Annotated in this window: 19 protein-coding genes and 5 pseudogenes; 10 read left to right on the plus strand and 14 right to left on the minus strand. The window is 66.9% G+C overall.

The annotated features are described in order from the left end of the window. Window positions 1-66: 66 nt before the first annotated feature. The 7 genes and pseudogenes from OHA58_RS36150 to OHA58_RS36180 form a co-directional block, all read right to left on the minus strand. Window positions 67-252, minus strand: coding sequence for an amidohydrolase family protein (locus OHA58_RS36150; RefSeq protein WP_405485357.1), 186 nt, complete (start codon window positions 250-252; stop codon window positions 67-69). A 1,053-nt stretch (window positions 253-1,305) separates the two neighbouring features. Beyond that, window positions 1,306-2,511, minus strand: a complete 1,206-nt coding sequence (locus OHA58_RS36155; RefSeq protein ID WP_405483913.1) for a bifunctional class I SAM-dependent methyltransferase/NUDIX hydrolase — start codon at window positions 2,509-2,511, stop codon at window positions 1,306-1,308. Window positions 2,512-2,558: 47 nt separating this feature from the next. Then, complete coding sequence (locus OHA58_RS36160; protein WP_405483914.1) at window positions 2,559-2,912, minus strand: NUDIX domain-containing protein; 354 nt, start codon at window positions 2,910-2,912, stop codon at window positions 2,559-2,561. 350 nt (window positions 2,913-3,262) lie between these two features. Beyond that, window positions 3,263-3,364: pseudogene (locus OHA58_RS36165) on the minus strand (transposase); the annotation flags it as partial. Between the two features lie 185 nt (window positions 3,365-3,549). Further along, window positions 3,550-4,116: a YcxB family protein gene (locus OHA58_RS36170; protein ID WP_405483915.1), complete on the minus strand. Its 567-nt coding sequence runs from the start codon at window positions 4,114-4,116 to the stop codon at window positions 3,550-3,552. 169 nt (window positions 4,117-4,285) lie between these two features. Next, the gene (locus tag OHA58_RS36175; RefSeq protein ID WP_405483916.1) at window positions 4,286-4,540 is read right to left on the minus strand and encodes a hypothetical protein; all 255 of its coding nucleotides are present in this window, start codon (window positions 4,538-4,540) and stop codon (window positions 4,286-4,288) included. Then, window positions 4,534-4,782 (minus strand): hypothetical protein, encoded by a 249-nt coding sequence (locus OHA58_RS36180; RefSeq protein ID WP_405483917.1) that lies wholly within the window; start codon window positions 4,780-4,782, stop codon window positions 4,534-4,536. The genes OHA58_RS36175 and OHA58_RS36180 overlap by 7 nt, the downstream gene beginning before the upstream one ends. Window positions 4,783-4,955: 173 nt before the next feature. Here OHA58_RS36180 and OHA58_RS36185 point away from each other — a divergent pair, with 173 nt between their 5' ends. Further along, window positions 4,956-5,246, plus strand: coding sequence for an acyl-CoA dehydrogenase family protein (locus tag OHA58_RS36185; protein WP_405485359.1), 291 nt, complete (start codon window positions 4,956-4,958; stop codon window positions 5,244-5,246). A gap of 314 nt (window positions 5,247-5,560) precedes the next feature. Here OHA58_RS36185 and OHA58_RS36190 read toward each other — a convergent pair whose 3' ends face one another. The 3 genes from OHA58_RS36190 to OHA58_RS36200 all read right to left on the minus strand — a co-directional run bounded on the left by OHA58_RS36190 (window position 5,561) and on the right by OHA58_RS36200 (window position 7,523). Beyond that, window positions 5,561-5,875 carry a transglycosylase family protein gene (locus OHA58_RS36190; RefSeq protein ID WP_405485361.1) on the minus strand — a complete coding sequence of 105 codons (315 nt, stop codon included), beginning with the start codon at window positions 5,873-5,875 and terminating at the stop codon, window positions 5,561-5,563. A gap of 715 nt (window positions 5,876-6,590) precedes the next feature. Beyond that, entirely contained in the window at window positions 6,591-6,806 is a 216-nt protein-coding gene (locus tag OHA58_RS36195; protein ID WP_405483918.1) for a hypothetical protein, read from the minus strand. A gap of 21 nt (window positions 6,807-6,827) precedes the next feature. Beyond that, window positions 6,828-7,523 (minus strand): restriction endonuclease, encoded by a 696-nt coding sequence (locus OHA58_RS36200; RefSeq protein WP_405483919.1) that lies wholly within the window; start codon window positions 7,521-7,523, stop codon window positions 6,828-6,830. A gap of 500 nt (window positions 7,524-8,023) precedes the next feature. Here OHA58_RS36200 and OHA58_RS36205 point away from each other — a divergent pair, with 500 nt between their 5' ends. From OHA58_RS36205 to OHA58_RS36235, 7 genes and pseudogenes are all read left to right on the plus strand, one after another. Continuing rightward, window positions 8,024-9,262: an IS256 family transposase gene (locus OHA58_RS36205; protein WP_405483920.1), complete on the plus strand. Its 1,239-nt coding sequence runs from the start codon at window positions 8,024-8,026 to the stop codon at window positions 9,260-9,262. A gap of 313 nt (window positions 9,263-9,575) precedes the next feature. After that, window positions 9,576-11,630 carry a TerD family protein gene (locus tag OHA58_RS36210; protein ID WP_405483921.1) on the plus strand — a complete coding sequence of 685 codons (2,055 nt, stop codon included), beginning with the start codon at window positions 9,576-9,578 and terminating at the stop codon, window positions 11,628-11,630. Between the two features lie 1,207 nt (window positions 11,631-12,837). Beyond that, window positions 12,838-13,604: pseudogene (locus tag OHA58_RS36215) on the plus strand (transposase). 180 nt (window positions 13,605-13,784) lie between these two features. After that, window positions 13,785-13,970 (plus strand): hypothetical protein, encoded by a 186-nt coding sequence (locus tag OHA58_RS36220; protein WP_405483922.1) that lies wholly within the window; start codon window positions 13,785-13,787, stop codon window positions 13,968-13,970. A gap of 456 nt (window positions 13,971-14,426) precedes the next feature. Continuing rightward, window positions 14,427-14,711, plus strand: a complete 285-nt coding sequence (locus OHA58_RS36225) for a hypothetical protein (RefSeq protein WP_405483923.1) — start codon at window positions 14,427-14,429, stop codon at window positions 14,709-14,711. Window positions 14,712-15,206: 495 nt separating this feature from the next. Then, window positions 15,207-15,476 (plus strand): hypothetical protein, encoded by a 270-nt coding sequence (locus OHA58_RS36230; protein WP_405483924.1) that lies wholly within the window; start codon window positions 15,207-15,209, stop codon window positions 15,474-15,476. Window positions 15,477-15,561: 85 nt separating this feature from the next. Next, a pseudogene (locus OHA58_RS36235) lies at window positions 15,562-15,684 on the plus strand (SAM-dependent methyltransferase); the annotation flags it as partial. A 117-nt stretch (window positions 15,685-15,801) separates the two neighbouring features. On the opposite strand, the gene OHA58_RS36240 reads toward OHA58_RS36235, so the two are convergent. Together OHA58_RS36240 and OHA58_RS36245 are read right to left on the minus strand one after the other, a co-directional pair. Next, window positions 15,802-16,026, minus strand: coding sequence for a cold shock domain-containing protein (locus OHA58_RS36240; RefSeq protein ID WP_405483925.1), 225 nt, complete (start codon window positions 16,024-16,026; stop codon window positions 15,802-15,804). Window positions 16,027-16,224: 198 nt separating this feature from the next. Beyond that, window positions 16,225-17,028 (minus strand): DUF1963 domain-containing protein, encoded by an 804-nt coding sequence (locus OHA58_RS36245; RefSeq protein ID WP_405483926.1) that lies wholly within the window; start codon window positions 17,026-17,028, stop codon window positions 16,225-16,227. A gap of 360 nt (window positions 17,029-17,388) precedes the next feature. On the opposite strand from OHA58_RS36245, the gene OHA58_RS36250 reads away from it, so the two are divergent. Continuing rightward, window positions 17,389-17,985 (plus strand): hypothetical protein, encoded by a 597-nt coding sequence (locus OHA58_RS36250; protein WP_405483927.1) that lies wholly within the window; start codon window positions 17,389-17,391, stop codon window positions 17,983-17,985. 891 nt (window positions 17,986-18,876) lie between these two features. Here OHA58_RS36250 and OHA58_RS36255 read toward each other — a convergent pair. Continuing rightward, a complete protein-coding gene (locus OHA58_RS36255; RefSeq protein ID WP_405483928.1) occupies window positions 18,877-19,272 on the minus strand; it encodes a hypothetical protein in 396 nt (131 codons plus the stop codon). Between the two features lie 121 nt (window positions 19,273-19,393). On the opposite strand from OHA58_RS36255, the pseudogene OHA58_RS36260 reads away from it, so the two are divergent. Continuing rightward, window positions 19,394-19,933: pseudogene (locus OHA58_RS36260) on the plus strand (transposase family protein); the annotation flags it as partial. Window positions 19,934-20,001: 68 nt separating this feature from the next. Here OHA58_RS36260 and OHA58_RS36265 read toward each other — a convergent pair. Then, window positions 20,002-20,756, minus strand: a pseudogene (locus OHA58_RS36265) (transposase). Between the last annotated feature and the right edge of the window lie 16 nt (window positions 20,757-20,772).

Consider the following 20,772-nt stretch of genomic DNA (forward strand, 5'->3'; position numbering starts at 1 on the left):
CGGTGGCGACGCGCCATGAGCGCTCCCGCGGCATCGACCGAAGCGTGCCGTGGGTGCTCGCGTACGTCACATGGGCGTGCCTGGCTTGATGACATGCCGGAGATGTTCCCGAGGCTTCGTCAGGACGGAGATGTCCTCGAGCGGGTTGCCTTCGAGGACGAGCAGGTCAGCGTGTGCGCCGACGGCGAGTGTGCCGATCCGGCCTTCCTCGCGCAACAGGCGGGCGGCGGTCGTGGTGGCGGAGCGGATCAGGTCCTTCGATCACGACGTAAAGTCGGGGCCAGCGGATGCCAGCGGATCCAGCAGATGCAGTCCCCGTTCGTGACGGGTGGTACCTCTTCTCCAGCTCGGGGTCCGGGGCTGAGACCACACACCGTCACTGTCTTACTCCCAGGGCTTCCCACCCGACAGACCGTCATGAACCGGACACCATCCGACTACGCCGAAGCCCTGGAAGTTCATGCTGATCGGTAACGGGCCGTACCTGGTCGACCGTGTCGACGGAGGCCTGCACCAGATCGGCGTCCTCTCCGCGAAAACCGGAGCGTGGGAGGCCGACTGCCGAGCCCGGATACGGGGGCTACCGGTACGCACCGCAGTGGACGATCTGCACGACGCGATACGCGGAGTCGCCGCTACGCACGGACGCATGCACGCTGTGCGAACCCTGCGCCAGACGCTGCCGGTACTGTCGCCTGCGGAGGCCATCGAGTACGTGAGTGCCCTGCTGGATGGTGACGCCCCAACGCGTCTCGTGGTCGTGGCCACCAAGGAACTCGTAGAGCCTCTCAACCCGGTGTTCGCTGTGGAAACCATTCGCCCCGGTGCTCCCCGCCAGAGCGGCTGCCTGTGGGCCGCCAGCCCAAGCCGGGGCGCCTCACCGTCGCTTTGTTGGAGACCGGCTCGCTCGGCGTCAAGTCCGAGGCGGGCCAGTGCGGTTGTGCCTCCGGCTGTGCCTGCTGCTGACCCGAGCTGAGCGGCCGCTATGCGGCCCGATGGAGCGGAGGGATTCCGCACCTTCGGGGATCGCCTTTGAGGGGACACGGTCCGGGAACGCCGAAAGGGCGGCACCGTCCGACGAGGGGTCGGAGCGCGCCGCCCTGGTGCGGTTCCGGGTCGCTGATTGTGGGAAGCCGCCGGTGCGGCCATGCCGGCTACTTCGGGGCGCGGTTGAACTGAGCCGTCGACCGGCGGTAGCCGAGCGCGGTCAGGGCGACGCACCAGGCGATCGTGACCCACGGGCTTGGCCCGTCCAGTAGAGGCGGAAGTCTCGGTGCCGCCCCAGGCTCGAGTCCGCGGTGGAGGTCATGTGCCGGCGCCGAACGCGGCGGTTGAGGGCGCTGTGCCGGATGCGAAGGGTGTGAAGTGGGCCGGGGGGTGGTCGATGGGGAGGCCGGGGCGCCAAGAGGTGAGGATCTGGGCGCTGCACACGAAGAGGCCGTCGGGCAGCTGGTCGAGGGGATACCAGGCCCAGTCGCCGACGCTCTCGTCTGGCTGCGTGCCCGGTTGGCCCTGCCAGGAATGGACCAGAGCGCCGATGGTGACTCGCAGGACGTCACCGACGTGGTCGACGAGGGTGCCCAGGAGCGTGATGTCGTCCAGGCGGGCGCTCAGCCCGGTTTCCTCGCGGAGTTCGCGGACCACCGTCTCTTCGAAGGATTCGCCGGGCTCGACGGTGCCGCCGGGGAGTTCGAGTGTGGCGCGACGGTGGCGGCCCAGAAGGAGGCCCTGGTCGCTGAGGAGGATGGCGCCGACACCGACGGCCGCGTGCGGTGCGGGAGGTCGGCTGCTGCGTGGGCGGCTGGAGACGTGTGCGGGCCGTTCGGGAAGGCGGCGGGCGCGGATGAGTTGCTGCACGACGGCCGCTCTGTCGTCGGGATGGTGCAGCAGGTCGATCGCCTCGACTCGGAAGCCGTGCTCGGTGAGCAGGTCTTCCCACAGCTGGGGTGCCAGTACCCACATCTGGGTGGCCAGCGGCGGGTCGTCGCGCAGCAGGATCATCTGCTCCCGGGGTGCGACCGTCGTGGACGGGCCGCGATCGTGCAGATCGGTGTGCAAGAGGGAGAGGATCAGCGGGGCACCGGGGCGCAGCCCCGCGCGCAGGGCGGGCAGGATGCGGTGCGGGTCGGTGAAGGCCAGGGTGCCGATGGCGTACGCCGCGTCGAAAGGCTCGGCGGTGTGAAGGTAGTCGACGACCTCGCCCTGGACGAACTCGACTCCTTGGACGTCGGCGTGAGTGCCGACGGCACGCTGGTGCTGGGTGGGGGACTGTTCGATCGCTGTCATGCGCGCACCGTGGGCACGTGCCAGGTGCACGGCGTGATGGCCGGCCCCGGAGCCGATGTCCAGCACCCGTTTCCCGGCGATCTCACCGAGGATCTCGGCCCCAGGGCCGACTTCTTCCCACGGGGTCCAGTTCAGCTGCTCAGGCACCGGCGGCATGAACGCACGGTTTAGCTGACGCTGGCCGTAGACCGTCCAGGCATTGGCATTGATGTCCTCAACTGACACGGGAACTTCCTTGACCAATCGCAGGGTTGGTGGTTGGGAGGCAGGGATTATGGGCCGGTCACGAGGTAGTTCGGGCCCTGGCCGCGACGCGCTTGCTCGATGGCGTTCAGGCGGGCGAAGGGCACCTCGCCCATCAGGCGTCGCCACTGGTCGAGGTCGTGGGTGGCCCACATGTCGTGTTCTGCCGGATCGAGGCGGAACCGGTGCAGCTGTTCAGAGGTGAGCCAGCCGCCGTCGAAGATGAAGCCGATCTTGCCGAGGGGCCAACGCGGCCCGGGGTGGAGGTAGTGCGTCAGCAGCAGGCGCGGTGCGCCCTGGCCGAGGTCGAGCCCGGTCTCCTCGGCCGTTTCGCGGCGCGCGGTCTCCAGGGGATCCTCGCTGGCACGCCAAGTTCGCCTCACTCGCGAACAGCGGCGCGGATCAGCCCTTGGATGGTGAAGGTGGGGGGTGGATGCACAGCAAAACATCTCCAGTCCCGAGCTGGCTGCCGGGGCCTGTCCGACCCACCCCCCCCATGGCCGCGAGTCCCTTACGATCTCCGTCCGGCCCATCGACCGCACCGTATCCCGGAGCACTGACAACACTGCCGGCACGCAGGCGAGTGCTACGGAGCACCGCCATGGCAGTCGGCTCCATCAGCCGACAAGCAGTTACGCGACATCCCTCAGCCAGGAATCCTAGCCAGGAATCCCGGACCTTTAGGGCTCGGGAGGAATGGCTTCTCTGGACTGCTCTGACGCCCGCGGTACAGCGGGCGTATCTGCTGCTCGATGTACTCCTTGATCACAGAAAGCGGTGCTCCGCCGGCGGAGTCCGCGAAGTACGAGGGGGACCAGAAATGTTCGCCCCACAGGCGCGTTGATCACGCAGACCTCAATGCCTCCCGCAACATCGGTGCTCGTGCGTGGAAGTTGTGGCGAAGCGGGGCGGAGTCACACGCCCCTGCACCCGTCTAGGGTGCTGGACGGAGGAGGCCACCCAGCAGCCAGTTGGGCTCTACCTCCAAGCCTGGCCCTTCAGCCGGGTAGTTGACGTCCGTCACACGCGAGGGGTGTGCTCGTCCAGGATGGCTCGCAGCCGGTCGAGGCCCTCACCTTCATGCACGCCCCGTTTGGGAAGGACGCCGAGCCACGAGATGTTGGGGTCCCGGCTGAGCAGGACGAAGTGACCTGCCGTCTCCCGGTAGCCCTGGAAGACGGACCACTTCTGGATCAGAGTGCTGTGGTCTGTACGGCAGGTGATCCCGGCCGGAGACACGGTGGCGCGGTACTCGCCCTGCCACCCGACGATCCGCTGCACTTGTGCGGCTTGTAGCCGCGGATACCCCCACACCACCAGTACGACGAACAAGAACAGGACTGTCGAGACCACGTCGATACTCCCGCGGCCCACGGTGGAGAGCAGCCACTGCCCCACCCACAGGGCGAGGAACACACCTCGCAGGAGTAGTCCGGTCCGCTTGATCCGCTCGCGGACCCGCAGGCCGACCAGTGCGTCGGCAGACTGGGGCCGGTACACCAGCTGGACCGCGGTCTGTTCGTCCACGACATCGTCATAGGTTCCCGCGCTGTTGTTGGTGCCTTCGGCACCGCCGCTCTCGGCCATGGTCCCTCCCCGGTACGCAGAAGTGCGGATCGTACCGAACCTCAGTGCTGGGGCGGACGGCCGCCGTTGCGCACAGGTGCCTCGAGCCTCGGCGCCAGGCTCCACCGCGCGTTGCGCGCCCTGATCCTCAGGCTGCGCTGTGGGCGCCCTTGTCGCGCTATGACGTGGCTCAGTACACGCGGCAGGCGACGGCGGCCGGGCGACGGGAACCTCCTGCCGTTCGGCTGCCTTCCTTCGTCTGATGCCTGGTGTCAGCGCAGCCACTGGTCAGGTCGGCAGGGCGGTACAGGGTGAGCGCCTTGGGGATCTTGTCGAGGACGAGGCGCTGGTAGGTGGCGTCCGTGACCTCGCCGTCGTACGCGAAGTGCTGTTCGCCCCGCAGGACTTCCAGGTCTAGCCGGCACACCTGCGCGGTCGTCAGCACCCGGGAACTATGCAGGTCCCGGTCAGGACGGCGAAGAGCAGCCGTGTGCGGGCCAGCGGGGTACTGGCCTCCACGGCACGGATGTCGAGCAGCCCGTCGTCCAGCTGGGTGCGGTAGGTGGGGGCGGCCACCACGCCGGCGAAGTCATCGAGCTGGCGCCGGAACTCCACCGCGCCCTCGATCACGCCCTTTTGGGGCGATGTCCCGTACCAGCGCGCGTCGATCTCCCGGCACCGCCGCATCGACGCCAGGACGGCAACAGGATCGAAGGGACGTCATGGACCTCGCGCTGAATGACGACCAGAAGTCGTGCCGCAGCACCAGCAGGGGCCGTGGAAGATGGTGACGAAGAGGCAGTCCTCGTCGCGCGTCGGCCCCGTGGGGGCTGCGCGGCCAGGGCACCGCCGAGCTCTTCCTGAGTGACGTCCGAGTCCCCGCCTCCGCAGGGCTCGCGAGGAGGCCGAGACTGGTCGGCAAGGTGATCCTCTCGCACGGCACCGAGGAGCAGAAGCAGCAATGGTTGCCCGGGATCGCGACCGGGGAGATCCTGCCGGGCACTGGTCCTGGCCGACGGCGAGGCGTCGGTCCGCCGGGCCCTGGCCGCCGGGTCCGCGCTCCTCGTCTCCGAGCAGGTCGGCGTCGCGCGGTGGTGCCTGCAGACCACCCTTGCCCAAACAACAGGCTCAGCCCAATGGGGCGGTCGTAGATGACGGGCGGCGACTGTTCCGGGTCCATGCGGGCCAGTGCCGGAAGAATCCGGCGTCCTTGCTCACCGACCCGGTCCCGGTCACACCGACCAGACCCCTTCGGCGTCGTTCACCAGTGCGGCAGTACGCGACGAGCGGCGACATGGCCTCGCCCTCCAGCTCGCCAATTCTTCGATCCGTCAGAACAGGGTGCGCATCGGCGATCACCTGCCAGCCTCGGCGACGGCGCGCTGACCGCCGGGCGACCAGCAGAAGGCCGCGGTTGGTTTCAGGTCGCCAGTACGTCGTACGACGCCGCCCCGGGAGTGACTCGTCACCGCTTTGCGCACGTCCAGGCACCCATACCCTGCTTGGCAGCGAGCCGTCTCGCCGTGGCAATCTGCTCACTTCTTGTCGCCAGATCGGCCCGGGACGCGTACCTCAGGCCCCCGGCCGCCCCCCAGCTCGATTGAGTGAACTGCAGACCTCCGTAGTGGCCGTTCCCCGTGTTGGCGCGCCAATTCCCGGAGGACTCACACTCGGCGATGGTGTCCCAGCCGAGGCCTGCGCCGGCCCACGGCGCGGACGCCTCGGCGGATCCGGCGCCGAGCAGGAGTACCGGGACACCGGTAAGGGCCACCGCCAGCATCCTGACGGGCAATCTGTACTGACGGGTCTTCGGGTAACGGGTCATCAGCAACACTTTCGCTCGCGGTCCCGGCCGCGGTTGCGGCGGAGCACTACCGAACGTAAAGCGCCCGGGTCGTTCCGGCACACGGTGTACATCCATCAGCGTCACAGACACCTCAGCGCGCAGCCCCGGTCCCGACGCGCGGCTCCCCGGCCCGGCCCCGTTCACCAGCACCGTATGAACCTGCCGTCACGGGAGCTGATGTCGACGTCAGTGGCACGCGCCAAGGTGGCCCAAAGGTTGTCCTGCCTTCTTGACGTGGGGCTGCTCTGGTCGTTCGTAGGATCGGAGGGCCCGGGCTTCGGGTGTGGCTGTAAAGGCTGAGCCGCTGGATGGCTTACGGGACGGGTGTGAATACAGCAATGTGTCGTCGATTCGTTGGGCGAGAGAGCCGTCGTAACCGGCCAGAGGCGCGGGGCTAACCCAGTACATCGGGTTCTGCGAGTCGGTGTGACTCCTCCCCCTCATGAGGGGTCTGGCCCGGAGCGGTTCTTCCTCCAGGGCGTCGTACGTTGGCCATGCCGTTCGGCGGCGCACCAGTCTTTCCGGGGGTATTCCCGTCTGCCCCGGCGAACTGGTGGAAGTCTGGGCAGATATGCCCGGTAGGCGGGCCGCCCTCGTCGCGCCCCGCCAATAGGTCGTCACCGCTCCCGTGGTGGTGCGGTCCGGGATCTCATGGGCTGGCGGGCTCAGAGATGTTCTTCACGACATCACCCAGGACATGGAGGATTCCCTGGCCGAACTCGGTCGGCGCGATCAGCACGCCGAATACCAGCACGATGGACACGGTCAGCCATTGGTCGGATCGGCTTCGGGCCTGCACGCGGCGGCGTATGCGGAAGTAGATGATCACGGCAAGCAGGACCGCCACGTTGAGCGTCAGGATCACTGAGCCAACTCCCTCCTCTGGTCAGGACAGTGCCGTCGGGCGGCGCGGCGGTGGGATGCGATCAAGCAGATCCCACAGAGGTCGTGATCCGGCGGCCCATTCGCCCAGTACGCGACGGTCCACCAGGTGGATACGGTGCTCCCGGCCCCATGGGATGGCCTTCGAGGAGAAACGGCCATTGGTGAGGACGACCGCGATGTCCGCGCCGTGAACCTGCCGGGCAGTGCCGTTGACCTGCTGCAGCACCCCGACGCCGACGGCCGAGCCACGGTCCCCGTCGCGGCGGTGCTTGCACTGAATTGCCCAGATGCGACCGACTGGGTCAGTAGCCCGTACGTCGCAGGCGTCGTCACCGGCGCCGCCGATCTGCTCGGCCGCGCAGCCGTCGCGGCGCATCAAGTCCCGTATGACGAACTCAAATGCGCGGTGGTCCAGAGCGTCAAACTCGGCGATGCGCATCCGCAGGGCCTGGGCGCGTACGCGTTGCCACTTGGCTCGCTGTCGGGCCTGCTGGAGCCAGAAGCCGCCGGCGACCGAGGCAATCACGGCCATAAGGGCGAGGAGCCACCAGTGAGCGAGTAGCCACTGCACGGCGGCAGCCGCCAGGCCGACCGCAACGACAGCGCCGACCAGCAGAGCGATCTGCTCGTCCTGCTTTTTGGAGCGACGGGTCGGACGGCGGCGGACGGTGCGCCGTGTGGGGCAGCGGCGGCTCACCTGGTCGCCCCCCACGGGGCCGGGGCGGCAGTAGTGGCGTTTCGCGGCGAACGCTTGGCGTCACCACCGAATCTGGGTTCGGCGCGTATGTGTGCCTTCACCTGTGCCGTCATGATCGAAATCCCCCTCTGTCCAGATCCGTTGGCATGTCCTCGCGCAGGTCGTATGACAGCACGCGCTACTGACATGACGTAAGGATGCGATCGCTGAGGGTGATGGAGTTTCGGCCAGCGAGAGCCGCTCATCCATCCGTCCGAATGGAAGCGACTTGCGCGTTGGGCGGTAAAACCGATCAACTTTCGGCCGATTCAACGTCCTTGAGCAGCCCCGCGAAACCCCATGAGTGTGGCTCCCATTCCGGCCCGCGGTTGCGTCCATGGAGATGGTGTACGGGTTCGACCTGATCCGGGGGTTTGCTCCGGCATCGGGATGGTGCCCGCATAGATGAACGGCCACCGGCTGATCTTCGAAGTGTCGAAGCCTCGAAGGAGATCAGCACGATGACCGCACCAGACAGTCTGCCCCTGCACGCCCTCGCGGAAGACAACCTCGCCGCGGCGAGTCCCGATCTACTGCGCGCGATGGTCAAGACGTTCGCCGACGCGCTCATGTCCGCGGAGGCGGGCGCCCTCTGCAACGCCGAATACGGGCAGGTCAGCGACGAACGCGTCAACCACCGCAACGGCTACCGCCCGCGCGAGTGGGACACCCGCACCGGCACCGTCGAACTGGCCATTCCCAAGCTGCGGCAGGGCAGTTACTTCCCGCACTGGCTCCTGGAACGACGCCGGCGGGCCGAACAGGCCCTCATCTCGGTGGTCGCCACCGCCTACCTGCTCGGCGTCTCCATCCGCAGAGTCGAGAAGCTCGCCGAGTCCCTCGGCGTCACCCAGCTGTCGAAGTCCCAGGTTAGCGCGATGGCCAAGCACCTGGACGAGCAGGTCGCCGCGTTCCGCAACCGGCCGCTCGACGCCGGGCCCTATGCGTTTGTCTGGGTCGACGCACTGGCTCAGAAGGTCCGCGAGGGCGGCCGCATCATCAACGTCCACGCACTGATCGCGGTCGGCGTGAATGCCGACGGGCACCGCGAGATCCTCGGCATCGACGTCGCCACCTGCGAGGACGGGTCCGGCTGGCTCGCCTTCCTGCGGTCCCTGATGGCTCGAGGTCTGTCCGGCGTCCAGCTCGTCGTCTCCGACGCACACGCCGGCCTCGTCGACGCGATCGGCGCAGTTCTGCCTGGCGCATCGTGGCAAAGGTGTCGCACCCACTACGCCCGAAATTTGCTGAGCCAGGTTCCGAAATCGGCCCAGCCCTGGGTGGCGACGCTGCTGAGGACTGTCTTCGAACAGCCCGACACGGAGGCGGTCCAGGCCCAGATGCAGCACGTCCTGGATGCACTGGAGGCCAAGTTCCCCAAGGCTGCCGCCCACTTGGACGCTGCCCAGCACGACCTGCTGGCGTTCGCCGCGTTCCCACGTGAGATCTGGCGGCAGATCTGGTCGAACAATCCGCAGGAGAGGCTGAACAAGGAGATCCGCCGTCGCACCGACGTGGTCGGGATCTTTCCCGACCGCACGGCCCTGATCCGGTTGGTGGGCCCGGTGCTGGCCGAGCAGAACGACGAGTGGACCGAAGCCCGCCGCTACATGGGACTCGACCTGCTGGCCAAGGCCCGCCTCCACCCGATCGAGTCAGAAACCAGCGAGACCGACCTGCCCACCGAACTCACCGCATAGCCTCAAAACGAGATCACCGAGTGGCCGTCAATACACCACTACCACGGACGTGACCCGGCCCGCCTGCGGCTGTCCGGCGTCGAGTGCCCAGGTGGGCAGGATTCGTGAATCTGGCAGAACCGAGATTTTCACGCGGCGCAGGCAGGACCGGCTTCCGGCACGCTCGCGACCAATCCTGGCGAAGCGAGGGCGCAGCCTCCCCTGCCACCCGATATGCTCGGTTTCTTCACGCCAGGCTCACCATATGCGCACATGTGTCGACGGGGTGAGTGAGGGGGGTTCCTCGTACCTGGATGATCGGTTGGGAGGCCGCATGTACGAGATGGTCAAGGGGGCCAACGTCGGGCTGAGGGGCTTGAGCGGCGACGACGTCGATTCGGTGGTCGTCAGTCTGGGATGGGTGAGTCCCACGGGTGAGGGGGACGCTGACGTCTCCGTGCTCCTGCTGGACGAGAACGCCAAGGTCCGTAGCGACACCGACTTCTACTTCTACAACAACGCCTGTGCGCCGGACGGGAGCGTGCAGCTGCTGGGTAAAACGCCCGTGGGTGAGGGCAGCGAGGACCGGATCAGTTTTGACTTGACGGCAGTTCCCGGCGATGTCGCCACCATCCTCATCGCGGCGAGCCGGTACGAGTCGGCCCGGTTCGACGAACTCGGGGATCTGCAGCTGAGGTTGAGCGACGGGTCCGGTGAGCCGCTGCTGCGGTTCGCGATCGATGATGCAGGTGACGTGAGTGCGTTGATCTTCGGGGAGCTGTACCGGCGCGGGGAGGAATGGAAATTCCGGGCTGTAGGGCAGGGCTACGAGGCGGGCTTCGCAGCCCTGGCAGGGGACCATGGCGTAGACATCGACGACGACGCCGAGTCGGCGAACGCCACGCAGGCGGAGGAAGGCTTCCAGGAGCTCCCGGCCTCTGACGTCCTCCAGCCGAAGCCCGCGCCGGATTCGGTGCCGGACTCCATCGTCACAGTGACTGTCCCCGGCCCGCGACAGGAAGCCGAGGCAGCGGCGCCCGCCAGGAAGCCGGTGCGTCCGCGCACGTCGAAGAAGAAGGTCACTGTTTCCAGGACGCCGCAGAAGTCCCTCGCGGAGAACGAGTCCTGGAGAGGCGCGCGCCTCTTCCCCGTGTCCGCGTTGAAGAGTGACCGCGACCGGGAGGCTCGCGCCACCTCGGTCCTGCTGGCTGTGATGGCGCAGGTGCCCGAGCTCGGCCGGCGGCTTACGGCCGGGTTCGGCGCCCCCGCCGGGCGTATGGAGACCTTCACCGAGGTGTCGCTGCCCCATGGAGAATCGCCCCGGCGCCCTGACGGCGTCATCCGTGTGGAGCGAGCGGGCAAGCTGTGGACGGCACTCGTCGAGACCAAGACCAACGGCAATCCGCTCAGGGCCGAGCAGGTGCAGGACTACTCGGACATCGCCGCCAGGAGGGGATACGAGGCGGTCATCACCCTCTCCAACGACGTGGCGCTGGAAGGCAGCCCGCTGGTCGAGGTGAAGATCGACCGGCGGCGGAAGAACAAGGTGAGCCTGTGGCATCTGTCCTGGGCCGAGGTAGCCCATCAGGCGCAGATGCTGATCCGGCACGAGGGCGTCGGGAACCCCACACACGCCTGGCTCCTGGAGGAGTTGCTGCACTACCTGCTCCACGAGAACTCGGGCTGTCACGGCTTCCACAACATGGGGCCGGCATGGGTGCCTGTCCGCAACGGGATCCAGGACGAGACGCTCGGCCCGGGCGACCCACGGGCGCTCGAGGCCGTCGAGAGCTGGGAGCGTCTGGTACGTCAGGTCTCGCTGGGCCTGGGGGGTGAACTGGGACGGAAGGTCCTTCCCGTGCAGCGTGCCCGCCGCGGCACGGACGCGGTAGCCCGCCGCACCCGCATGGCCGACGAGTTGTGCCACAACGGCAAACTCCAGGCCGAGCTGCGCATCGAGCAGACACCAGGAGTACTCGCCGTCACCGCCGACCTGCGCACCGGCAAGATCCGCACGTCCATCGACATCTCGCCCCCGGAGCAGGGCTACCCACTCTCCTGGGCCAAACGCATCGTCCGCGAACTGGCTGAAGCGCCCGCGGACCTGCACATCGAGACCTTGGTCGATGGCGATGCGGGAGGACCCCGGGGAACGATGGAACGGCTGCGCCCCGAGCCGGGTGATCTCCTCCCGAAGGGCGGGGCGAAGATCACCGGATTCCGGCTGTCCCTGTACAAGGGCATGGGCACCCAACGGGGGAACACAGAATCCGGATTCATCCGCAGCGTCGACGAAGCAATCCACAAGTTCCACACCGGGGTGGTGGCCCACCTCGACCGCATGGCGACCAGGAGGAGGTCGCCGGCGAAGCCGTCTGTCGGGGCGTAGGAGAAGTGCAGCCGCGAGGGGCGCCTCCTCCGGGCAGCGACCGCTGATCGCACGACGCTCAGAAATGATGAACGGTGCGACCACGGATCTCCTATGGAAGGTGTGCCACAACGTGCTGGGGGAACTGGGGTGCACGGGTGCGTATGTCCCGCCGCGACGACGTCAACCACTGATGCACCCTGCTAGCCGAGGGCCGTGCTTGTACCGCACCGAGGGACTGGCCGTGCTCGTCGACGCCGGGGTTGCCGAGACTCGTCGGGCTGCCACCTGCGCGGTGGCCGTCGCCTCCAACGCCAGCCGGTCCAGTGCAGGGGCTTAATGCCACGTCAGGGCCCAATCGTCCGGGAGAGTCCGCACGGTTGGCTTGTGTGAGGGGCCGTGAGACGACGATGCCCCGCCGGATTGTTCCGGCGGGGCAGGCGGGCGCTGCGGGGTGCTGTGTCAGGCGTGGGCATCGTTGTACTCGCGAGGCTCGCCCCGGTGCTCGCATACCCCGTATCCGTCAACGCCGGGGCGTTCCCGCGTTCTGGGGCGCGACGTTCGGGCCGTGCGCCTGCGAGCGCGAAACGGGCCGCTCTCGTGATCTTTACCAGAAGTATCCGTCGCTGGAGGGCCTAAGGCTTGTCCCGTTACTCCTGACCGCGGGGGCTCGGGTGCTGGCATGATGACGTCCATGACTGCCTACCGAAAGGCCGATGCCGCGTAGACGGCCTGGCGCCCTGCGCGTCGAACAGCATGGTCCTCGCGCCTGGGAGGGCCCGCCGCCGGATCGGATCCACGGGCTCTCTGCCCGCACCAGCCTCGCGATACATCGAGTAGAGAGGCTGTCGGCCGACTATTACGTCTATCCCGGTGCCACGGACCGTGCGCTGCGGCGTTACCAAGCGTTTCTGGAACCGCCTGGACGTCGGCCTCTCTATCCGCAGGACGCGGAGTGCTCGTGCCGCGGCTGTTCTTTTGACGATGTGAGGCATGCCCGCGACGTGCTCGAGCTGGTCCTGGAGCAGCTGCCTGTCCGGGCTCGTGCCGAGCTGGAGCGCCAAGTGGTCTCTCTGGACACTGTGTACTTCAAGCGCACCCTTCCCGACCCGTTTGCCGACCGCCGGCAGTGGCGCTCTGACCTTTGGTGGCGTCGTCGGCTCGCGGGCGGCAGGGAGCCCGGGTGAAGACCCGAGGTCCAGCACGGAAGCAGTGAAATGATCACAGCGTGGCTGGTGTGATCACGGCGTTGGCGCCGTCCTGGATAGTGCCCTTCAGCGGGCTGAGCCCGCGCCAGTTCGGCAAGTTGGTGACCGCCGTGCGGCGTCAAGGTGCAGACGCTGTACGTCGGGGTCGGCCGTGGGGCCTGCCGCTGGAGGACCGGGTGCTGCTGGTTGCCACGTACTGGCGTACCAACTTGACTCTGCGCCAGCTCGCCCCGCTGTTTGGGGTCTCGAAGTCTTCAGCCGACCGTATCGTCGGCCACCTCGCCCTCTGCTCGCACTCCGGCCACGCAAGCGGTTCCGCAAGGACACGGTACTCATCGTGGATGGAACTCTCGTTCCAACCCGCGATCACACCGTGGCCGAACAGTCCAAGAACTATCGGTACTCCACCAATCACCAGGTCGTCATCGATGCGGACACTCGGCTGGTCGTCGTGGTCGGCCGACCCCTTCGCGGCAACCGAGCCGACTGCAAGGCATGGGAGGAGTCTGGCGCCAAGGCCGCAGTCGGCGGCACGATGACAATCGCCGACGGCGGCTATCCAGGCACCGGCCTCGTAATACCCCACCGGCGCCGCAAGGACGAAGAACTCCCCGACTGGAAGCAGGCGCACAACAAGTCCCACAAACAGGTCCGCGCCCGCGTCGAGCACGCCTTTGCCTGCATGAAGACCTGGAAGATCCTGCGCGATTGCCGACTCAAGGGCGACGGCGTACACCACGCCATGAGCGGCATCGCCCGCCTGCACAACCTCGCCCTCGCCGGATAGGCGATCGAGCCGAACGACGGTCGACCTCGCCTCATCGAAGATCAGTTACGGGACAAGCCTTAGACATCGGACCGTGAGCAAAACGGGACAAACGCGTATGGATGTCCTGAGTGTGTTGCAGGGGTGTCGGGGTCCCATGCGTGCCCGCTGCTCAGCGCGGGGTGCTGCGTTGAGTTGATCATGAGCGACCGACGTGAACACGACGAATACGTCAGCGGCGTCCGTGCTGAACTCAACGGAAGCTACTGGCTCGACGCCCCCGAGCGCGACGGGCACAACCCAGGCGACTGCCACTGGTGCAAAGCCCTGGCGAAGGCCGAAGCTGAGGCGAGGGGGCGTAGGAATTCCCAGACCGGTACCGATTGACCCCGCCCCCATTTCCGGCGGGCGCGCCCGAGTTCGCCATCTCGACACGCCTGCCGGTCCACACGCGCAGTAGCGGCGGTTTTCGGCGGGGTGGTGCACGGAGCCGCAGCTGAGGGGCCGTCTGTGTTCGCAGTTGGCTGCTTCGCGGAGGCGCGACAGCCGGGCTCCTGTCCACCACTGGCAGAGATCCGGGGGCGTCTTACAGCGCGCCTCCCGACGCCTGAGGAGGCGGATCCTTCGGATCAGCTCCACCCTCGCCGTCCTCGACATCACTCGCGTGGCTATCGACGACACCGGGAGCGTGGTCGAGGCGGCGCTCCTGGTCCTGCCAAGTCACCGCGGGGACGCGTACTTCATCACCCGTCCTGCGCTCCCAGAGATGAAGAGGGAACGATGACGTCGCCAAACGAATTGCGGCTCCTCCCGTGGTCGGATCCTGAGGGCAGGTCCTGCTACTTGAGCACCGACGATCTCAACGGCTACTTGTCCCGCCTGACCGACAACACCGAAGCAATCCAGCTTGGGATGGCTGGTGAACTTCTGGAACAGGCATCCGAGTTACTCGCTGAGGAAAAGCTGCCGCCGGGCGACCTGCATGCCATGGCGAAGGATCTCGCGGGGGCTCTGAGGACAACCCTTAGAGTTGCGACATGCCGGGGCCAGCGTCTGTCACAACCTGACTCCGTGGATCTCGAACGGGGCAAAGAGGGGACCTCGTTGCCGAAATCGTCATTCCCCTAGCCCGGCGCATGCACGACGGAGGGCTCTGGAATCGACCAGGGCTCTCCGCCGCTCCAGGACCGTGCACACGGCTCCGGAGGGCCTTTGGGCCTATGGCGTCGCTGCTGGGCACAGGGCCGCTTCTGCGTACTCGACGTTGGTCTATCCACGGTTACTCCCACGGGCACTGATGCCTACCGGCATGTGCCGGACTGGTGCTGCGGGGCGAGTCAGGGCGGGCGCTGCTGCAGGTGGAGGTACTCGCGGAGCGGAGGGTCGTAGGAGAGCGCGAACTCGGCGGGTCCGTGAGGTGCGAGTTCACCGTGGTGGACAGGTCGGCCACTCGTGCGCGCGCGTGACGCCGACACGCCAGGCATCGGTTCCCGAGGCAACGATTTTTCGCTATATAAGGCGCCCTTGATGGCGAGTCGGACATAACGGTGCATTGTGGGCGTGAAGATGCGTATGTCCGACCCAGGCAGGCGCATTAGGTACCTGCCGTGAAAGGAGCATGGAATGCAGCTTTCCCGTTTTGCCGCCGCGCTAGGCGTCGCGGGCGCCATCCTGGTGGGCGGCGCCACTGGCGCCAGCGCCGCCGCCACGCCTGCGGTGGCATCTCCTGCCACGCACGACCGTGGAAACGACCACGGAGACGACTACCGGCGCGGCGACCACGACGGCCGCTGGGGTCACCACCGTGACGGCCGTTGGGGGCACCACCACGGCGACCGTTGGGGTCACCACCGTGACGGCCGTTGGGGTCACGACCGCTACGACCACCGCTGACCGTCCTTGGGGGTGCCCTTCCGCTGTTGGGGAGGGCACCCCTTCCGCGTCCTTTGCCTGCTGTCGGCCGCATAAGCACCCGCGGCTGGCCGAGATCTACGATCCGCTCGATGTCGACCGCAGGGATCTGGGCCCGCACAACGGTGTCGTGCAGGAGTTCAATGCCCGCCGGGTGCTGGACATCGCACGCAGGGACGGGTGCGCGACACCCGCTTTAGGAGTTCGATCAACCGGGAGCTACTGCACGTCGCGGTGAAGAGTGCGGTGGCGTTGCGGACTGCTGGGGACCGTGGACGTACGCCGTCGTTGATGTCAGCTGTGGATGTCAGACAGTCCGAGGCACGATGCTCACCGCGCGGTAGTCGTACCCGTCCTGCTTGAAGCCAGGGGCTTCCCATGTGAGTTCGACCTGCTGGCCGGCCGACAGCGTGCGGAAGCCGGTCGCCTGGATGTCGGCGTAGTGGCCGAAGCAGCCGCCGGGGGTCTCGCGTGAGTCAAGAACACCCCACCCTTCCTCGTCGTCCCACTCGCGGACAGTCGCAGTCACCATGGACGGAACCCTACGGCTCCCGCTGTGCAGACGCGTCTGGCGCCTGAGTTTGGGAAGCTCGTGTGCTTGAGCCCTCGTTGCCTTGCTGACCCGAGGTGGAGCGGTCCCCCGGGCGGTCGGCCGCTGGCATCTTTTCCGTGGTTCCCCGTTGTTCCCCGCAATATCTGGCACGCCTCTGGCTGGCTCCGTGGCTGCGCTCTAGCAGTCGTAGCGGTGCGCGTAGGGGAGTTCGGGACACTGGCGGCAGAGGAAGACATAGATACCTCCGAGGTCACCCATGACCATGTCGAGATCTTCCTCTGGGGTGACGCTGAGGAGGTGCTCCATGTGGTGGCCGCGCTGGCAGGCTGGCCAGTCGGGCGACTGGTTCCAGGCTGGATACCCCCCGACCTTGTTCTGCAGCGCACACGCCAACCGCGTGTATTCCATACCGAAGCGCTCTTCGAGCTCGTCGATACGGGGTTGCAAGGTCTGTTGAAGCTTCTGCGGCAGGTCCCAGTTCGGGTACTCCCTCACCGAGGTGGGGGACACTGTGCACGGACTGGGCATGAACTCTTCTTCGTACTCACCCTCCTGCGGGGCGGGGATGTCCCGGAGCGCGCCGGTGGCGAGCACGTTCGTCTCGCTGCGCCAGTAGAGCTTCGGCAGTGCGGCGCCGGCCTGGTCTTGAGGGTGGATCAACGGGCACCAGACCAGCTGGAGTACGTCCATGCCTTCCGGGAACTGAAGCTCGGGTATGTCTCGTGCGAAGAGCTGCATCACCGGCACCATGGGGATCGTCCTGGCCGGGCTCTTCTCGTTGGGCCATGCCCAATGTCCCGGTTGTCCGCAGGAGGGCCAAGGCTCGTCAACCGGCCAGAGCATGGGGCCGCCAAGAGAACTCTCCTGGACACTGGGAGACCCGCTCTTCGGCAACAGCAGCGTCGTCCGCCGGCCGAGAGCCGCGAGCTCGGGTATCAGGTCATCCAGGTCGAACGGTGGACCTGCAAAACTCTGCGCCACGGGCGGGCCTCCTCGGATCAACAGCTCCAGCTTTTGAGCAAGCTACCTCCCGCCGCTCGAACCGATCGCTATGGGCTGCCTATCCACCGAGAGCTTCTTCTTGCCCTGGGTGTTCGATCCAGGCTTGCCGAGATTCCCTGCGCGGATGTTGGTCCTGAGCGTCGCGTAGGCATCGCGGGTCTTCTTGACCGACATAACGAGTCGAGTTGTCGATGTGTGTTAGCGCCAGTCGCCGTCAGGGGCGTGCCCGGGTTGCGGTCAGGCACCTCCGCCCTCGAGGGTCGGCAGGCTCACGGGCATTGGCAGCCAGGTCATCAGATTCAGTACGAGTTGGCTCGCCCTACCAGCACACTGGACGACATGGATGGACTGTATGTGGTCAGGCATGAGCCGACCTGGCGCGAGGAGCCGGAGTCGGACGACGAGTACGACAACGGCACGGATCACAAGACCCTGTATGCCCTCTTCGGGCTGGCCATCTACAAGGCCAACGTCCTCGAACACTCTCTCGTCAACGCACTCGCGCTTACCAAGCTCGTTACGGCGAGGGAGCTGGGAGAGCAGCTCATGCGCGACCCCTGGGCTCAAGGCTTCAAGGACATGATGGGGAAACTCATCAAGCGCGTCGAGGCGCACACCAGCGCCTACCCGGAGGTCGGCAACGACCTCACCAGGAGCCTGAAGCGGCGTAACGACCTGGTTCACAACTTTTGGCGCGAGCGCATCCAAGAGACGATCACCGAGGCGAGCCGGGCCAAGCTGTGCGCAGACCTGAAAACGGACTGCCAACTGTTCACTCAGACGGACGAACGCTTCAGCGAGAGGGTCCTAAACCCCATCATGGCGAAGATCGGGGTCACGCCCGAGGACGTCGAAGCCCAGTACTTGAAGGAGCGCCGCGAGGCGATGGCGCGCTACGACACCGAGGCGTTCACGGCCGAAGAGAACCCGACCTGACCTCGCGCTCAGCTCGCCCTACTCATCGGGCCGCCGAGTTGCTGGTGTGCAGCATCCAGTAGGTGTGCGTAGTCGGTCTCGGTGAAGCCCTTGCACCGACCCCTGGCGGGGCCGCGGTCGAGGTGGATGCGATAGATCAGCCGGGACCGGTGGCCGGACTTGGTGCAGATCAGTGCCGCCATGGAGACGCGTCTGGTGCCCGCGGCGGTGACCCGAACGACGGGTGTGTGGCCTCGTCGTCCCCAGGTGCGGCCTTTGGGCGGCCTCAGCCCCTGGCCGGCTTCGTCCTCGAAGCAGAGCCGGGCGCCCAGGTCCGCGGCCGTTTTTCTATGACGGGCCACTGCTCGTCCTTCCAGGTGGCGGTCTTCTGTGGCTCGTCGGAACTCCGACCTCCGTGTTCATGAACATTGTGCTGCTGTGCCCCACCCGGTAGGGCTCTGTCCATGCTCCGATACAACGCGTGCCAGTCCCGAGGGCTGACGGCCAAGACGGCCCTGCCGAAGGGCCGTCACCGCGCCGAGCCGAGGACCTGATGAACGCGTGAGTGCCAACAAGGCAATCACGAACGAGCGGCCGATGCGTTTCACCGCCGCCTAGCACAAGGCCCAGCTGAGCTGACTGGGCCGACCGTCGCACCCGCTCGGAGTCTGTGCCGACGAGCGGGTGCTGGTGTTATCTGGTCCTACTACCCTCCTGTGCATGGGACTTGGGGATGTGACGCGTGCAGGGGCGCTGGCTGCCGTCAAGGAGTGCCAGTACCTAAGGCTTGTCCCGCAACGCCTGGCCGCAGTTGAGATTTTCGCATTGCCCGCCTCCACGACCTGCTGCTCGAAGCTGAGATTCTGCAGGTAGTGGCGGCTGCGGTCGGACAGAGGGCGGATGCGGATCAGCTCAGGGCTCGAACGAGTCCTTCGCGCTGGGCCGCCGAGAGCGTTTGACACCGCTGCACGCCAAGAGCTCGGTCCCGGTGGCGTCGAAGTACAGATTGAAGAACCAGAGCCGGTCTGCTGCGAGGATGGTCCCGGTACGCAATTGTTCGCCGCGGTGCCGCGCGAGGATCTCAACGGTCTCGTCGAGGCCGATGGTCTTCGGCAGACCACGCCTCAACGACCGCCTCAGCCTCGTTGAAGCGATGCCGTGAACCATCCAGTGGGGCGCCGCCCTGTCCGAGACCTGTACCTCACCGCCGCTGGCGATGGCGTCGCGTGCTGCCTTGCACGCGCTCGTCTGGTCGGTGAGCATCGCGGCGATGTCGGGGTGACTGGGGTGCTCGTCCTCTGTGGCCATGCGCTGACTGTAGAGACTGAATTTGGGCGTTGCTACAGGATTCGGCGTGGCCTGCGCCGGGCGACACGTAGAGGATGGAGCACTCGCGATGTTGCGCCGGGCACCCTGGAACGATCTTGTGGTGGCTGGTGTGATCACGGCGTCGGAGTCGTCCTGGATAGCCCCGTTCAGTGGGCTGAGCCCGCGTTTATTCAAGAAGCTGGTGACTGCGCTGCGCCGCGAAGGTGCGGATCCGGTCCGCAAGGGCCGGCCGTGGTCCCTTGCGCTGGAGGACCGGGTACTGCTCGTGTTGGCCTACTGGCGCACGAATTTGACGATGCGCCAGCTCTCCCCGCTCTTCGGCATTTCAAAGTCCGCGGCCGGCCGGATCATCGACCACCTCGGTCCCGCGCTTGCCCTGCGGCCCCGCAGACGGTTCAGCAAAGACACCGTCCTCATCGTAGACGGCACCCTGGTTCCCACCCGCGACCACACCATCGCTGAGCAGTCCAAGAACTACCGGTACTCCACGAACCACCAGGTCGTCATCGACGCCGATACCCGACTCGTCGTGGTGATCGGCCGGCCCCTTCCCGGTAACCGTAACGACTGCAAGGCGTGGGAGGAGTCCGGAGCGAAGGCCGCCGTGGGCACGACCACGACGATCGCCGACGGTGGCTATCTAAGAGCTGTCCCGTAAATGATCTTCGGGCTGGTCGGGACGTGCTCGACCCCGAGCGGGAGGGCTCCCTATCCGGCGAGGGCGAGGTTGTGCAGGCGGGCGATGCCGAGCACGGCGTGGTGGACGCCGTCGCCGCGTAGGCGACAGTCGCGCAGGATCTTGTAGGTCTTCATGCGGGCGAAGCAATGCTCGACGCGGGCCCGGACTTGCTTGTGGGACTTGTTGTGGGCCTGTTTCCAGGTGGGCAGAGGCGGCGGTGCGGCATCACTAGCCCGGTGCCCGGGTAGCCGCCGTCGGCGATTGTCGTGGTGTTGCCGACGGCGGCCCTGGCGCCGGACTCCGCCCAGGCCCGGCAGTCGTCGCGGTTGCCCGGCAGCGGTCGGCCGACCACCACGACCAGCCGGGTGTCGGCGTCGATGACCACCTGGTGGTTGGTGGAGTAGCGGTAGTTCTTCGACTGCTCGGCGACCTTGTGATCGCGGGTGGGCACCAGGGTGCCGTCCACGATCAGAACCGCGCCCTTGGCGAACCGCTGGCGGGGCTGCAAGGCGAGCTTCGGCCCGAGGTCGTCGATTGCCCGGTCGGCGGCCGACTTCGACACCCCGAACAGCGGGGCTAGTTGCCGCATGGTCAGGTTCGTCCGCCAGTACGCGGCGACCAGCAGCACCCGGTCCTCCAGCGACAGCTTCCACGGTCGGCCCCGGCCGCCGACGTCAGCGCCCTCGCGACGCAGTTGGCTCACCAACTTGCCGAAGGCGCGGGGGCTCAGCCCGGTGAACGGGGCTATCCAGGACGGCTCCGACGCCGTGATCACACCAGCCACATCCAAGATCATCCCA

This window comes from Streptomyces sp. NBC_00009 (genome assembly GCF_045040855.1).
Lineage (GTDB): Bacteria > Actinomycetota > Actinomycetes > Streptomycetales > Streptomycetaceae > Streptomyces > Streptomyces aureus.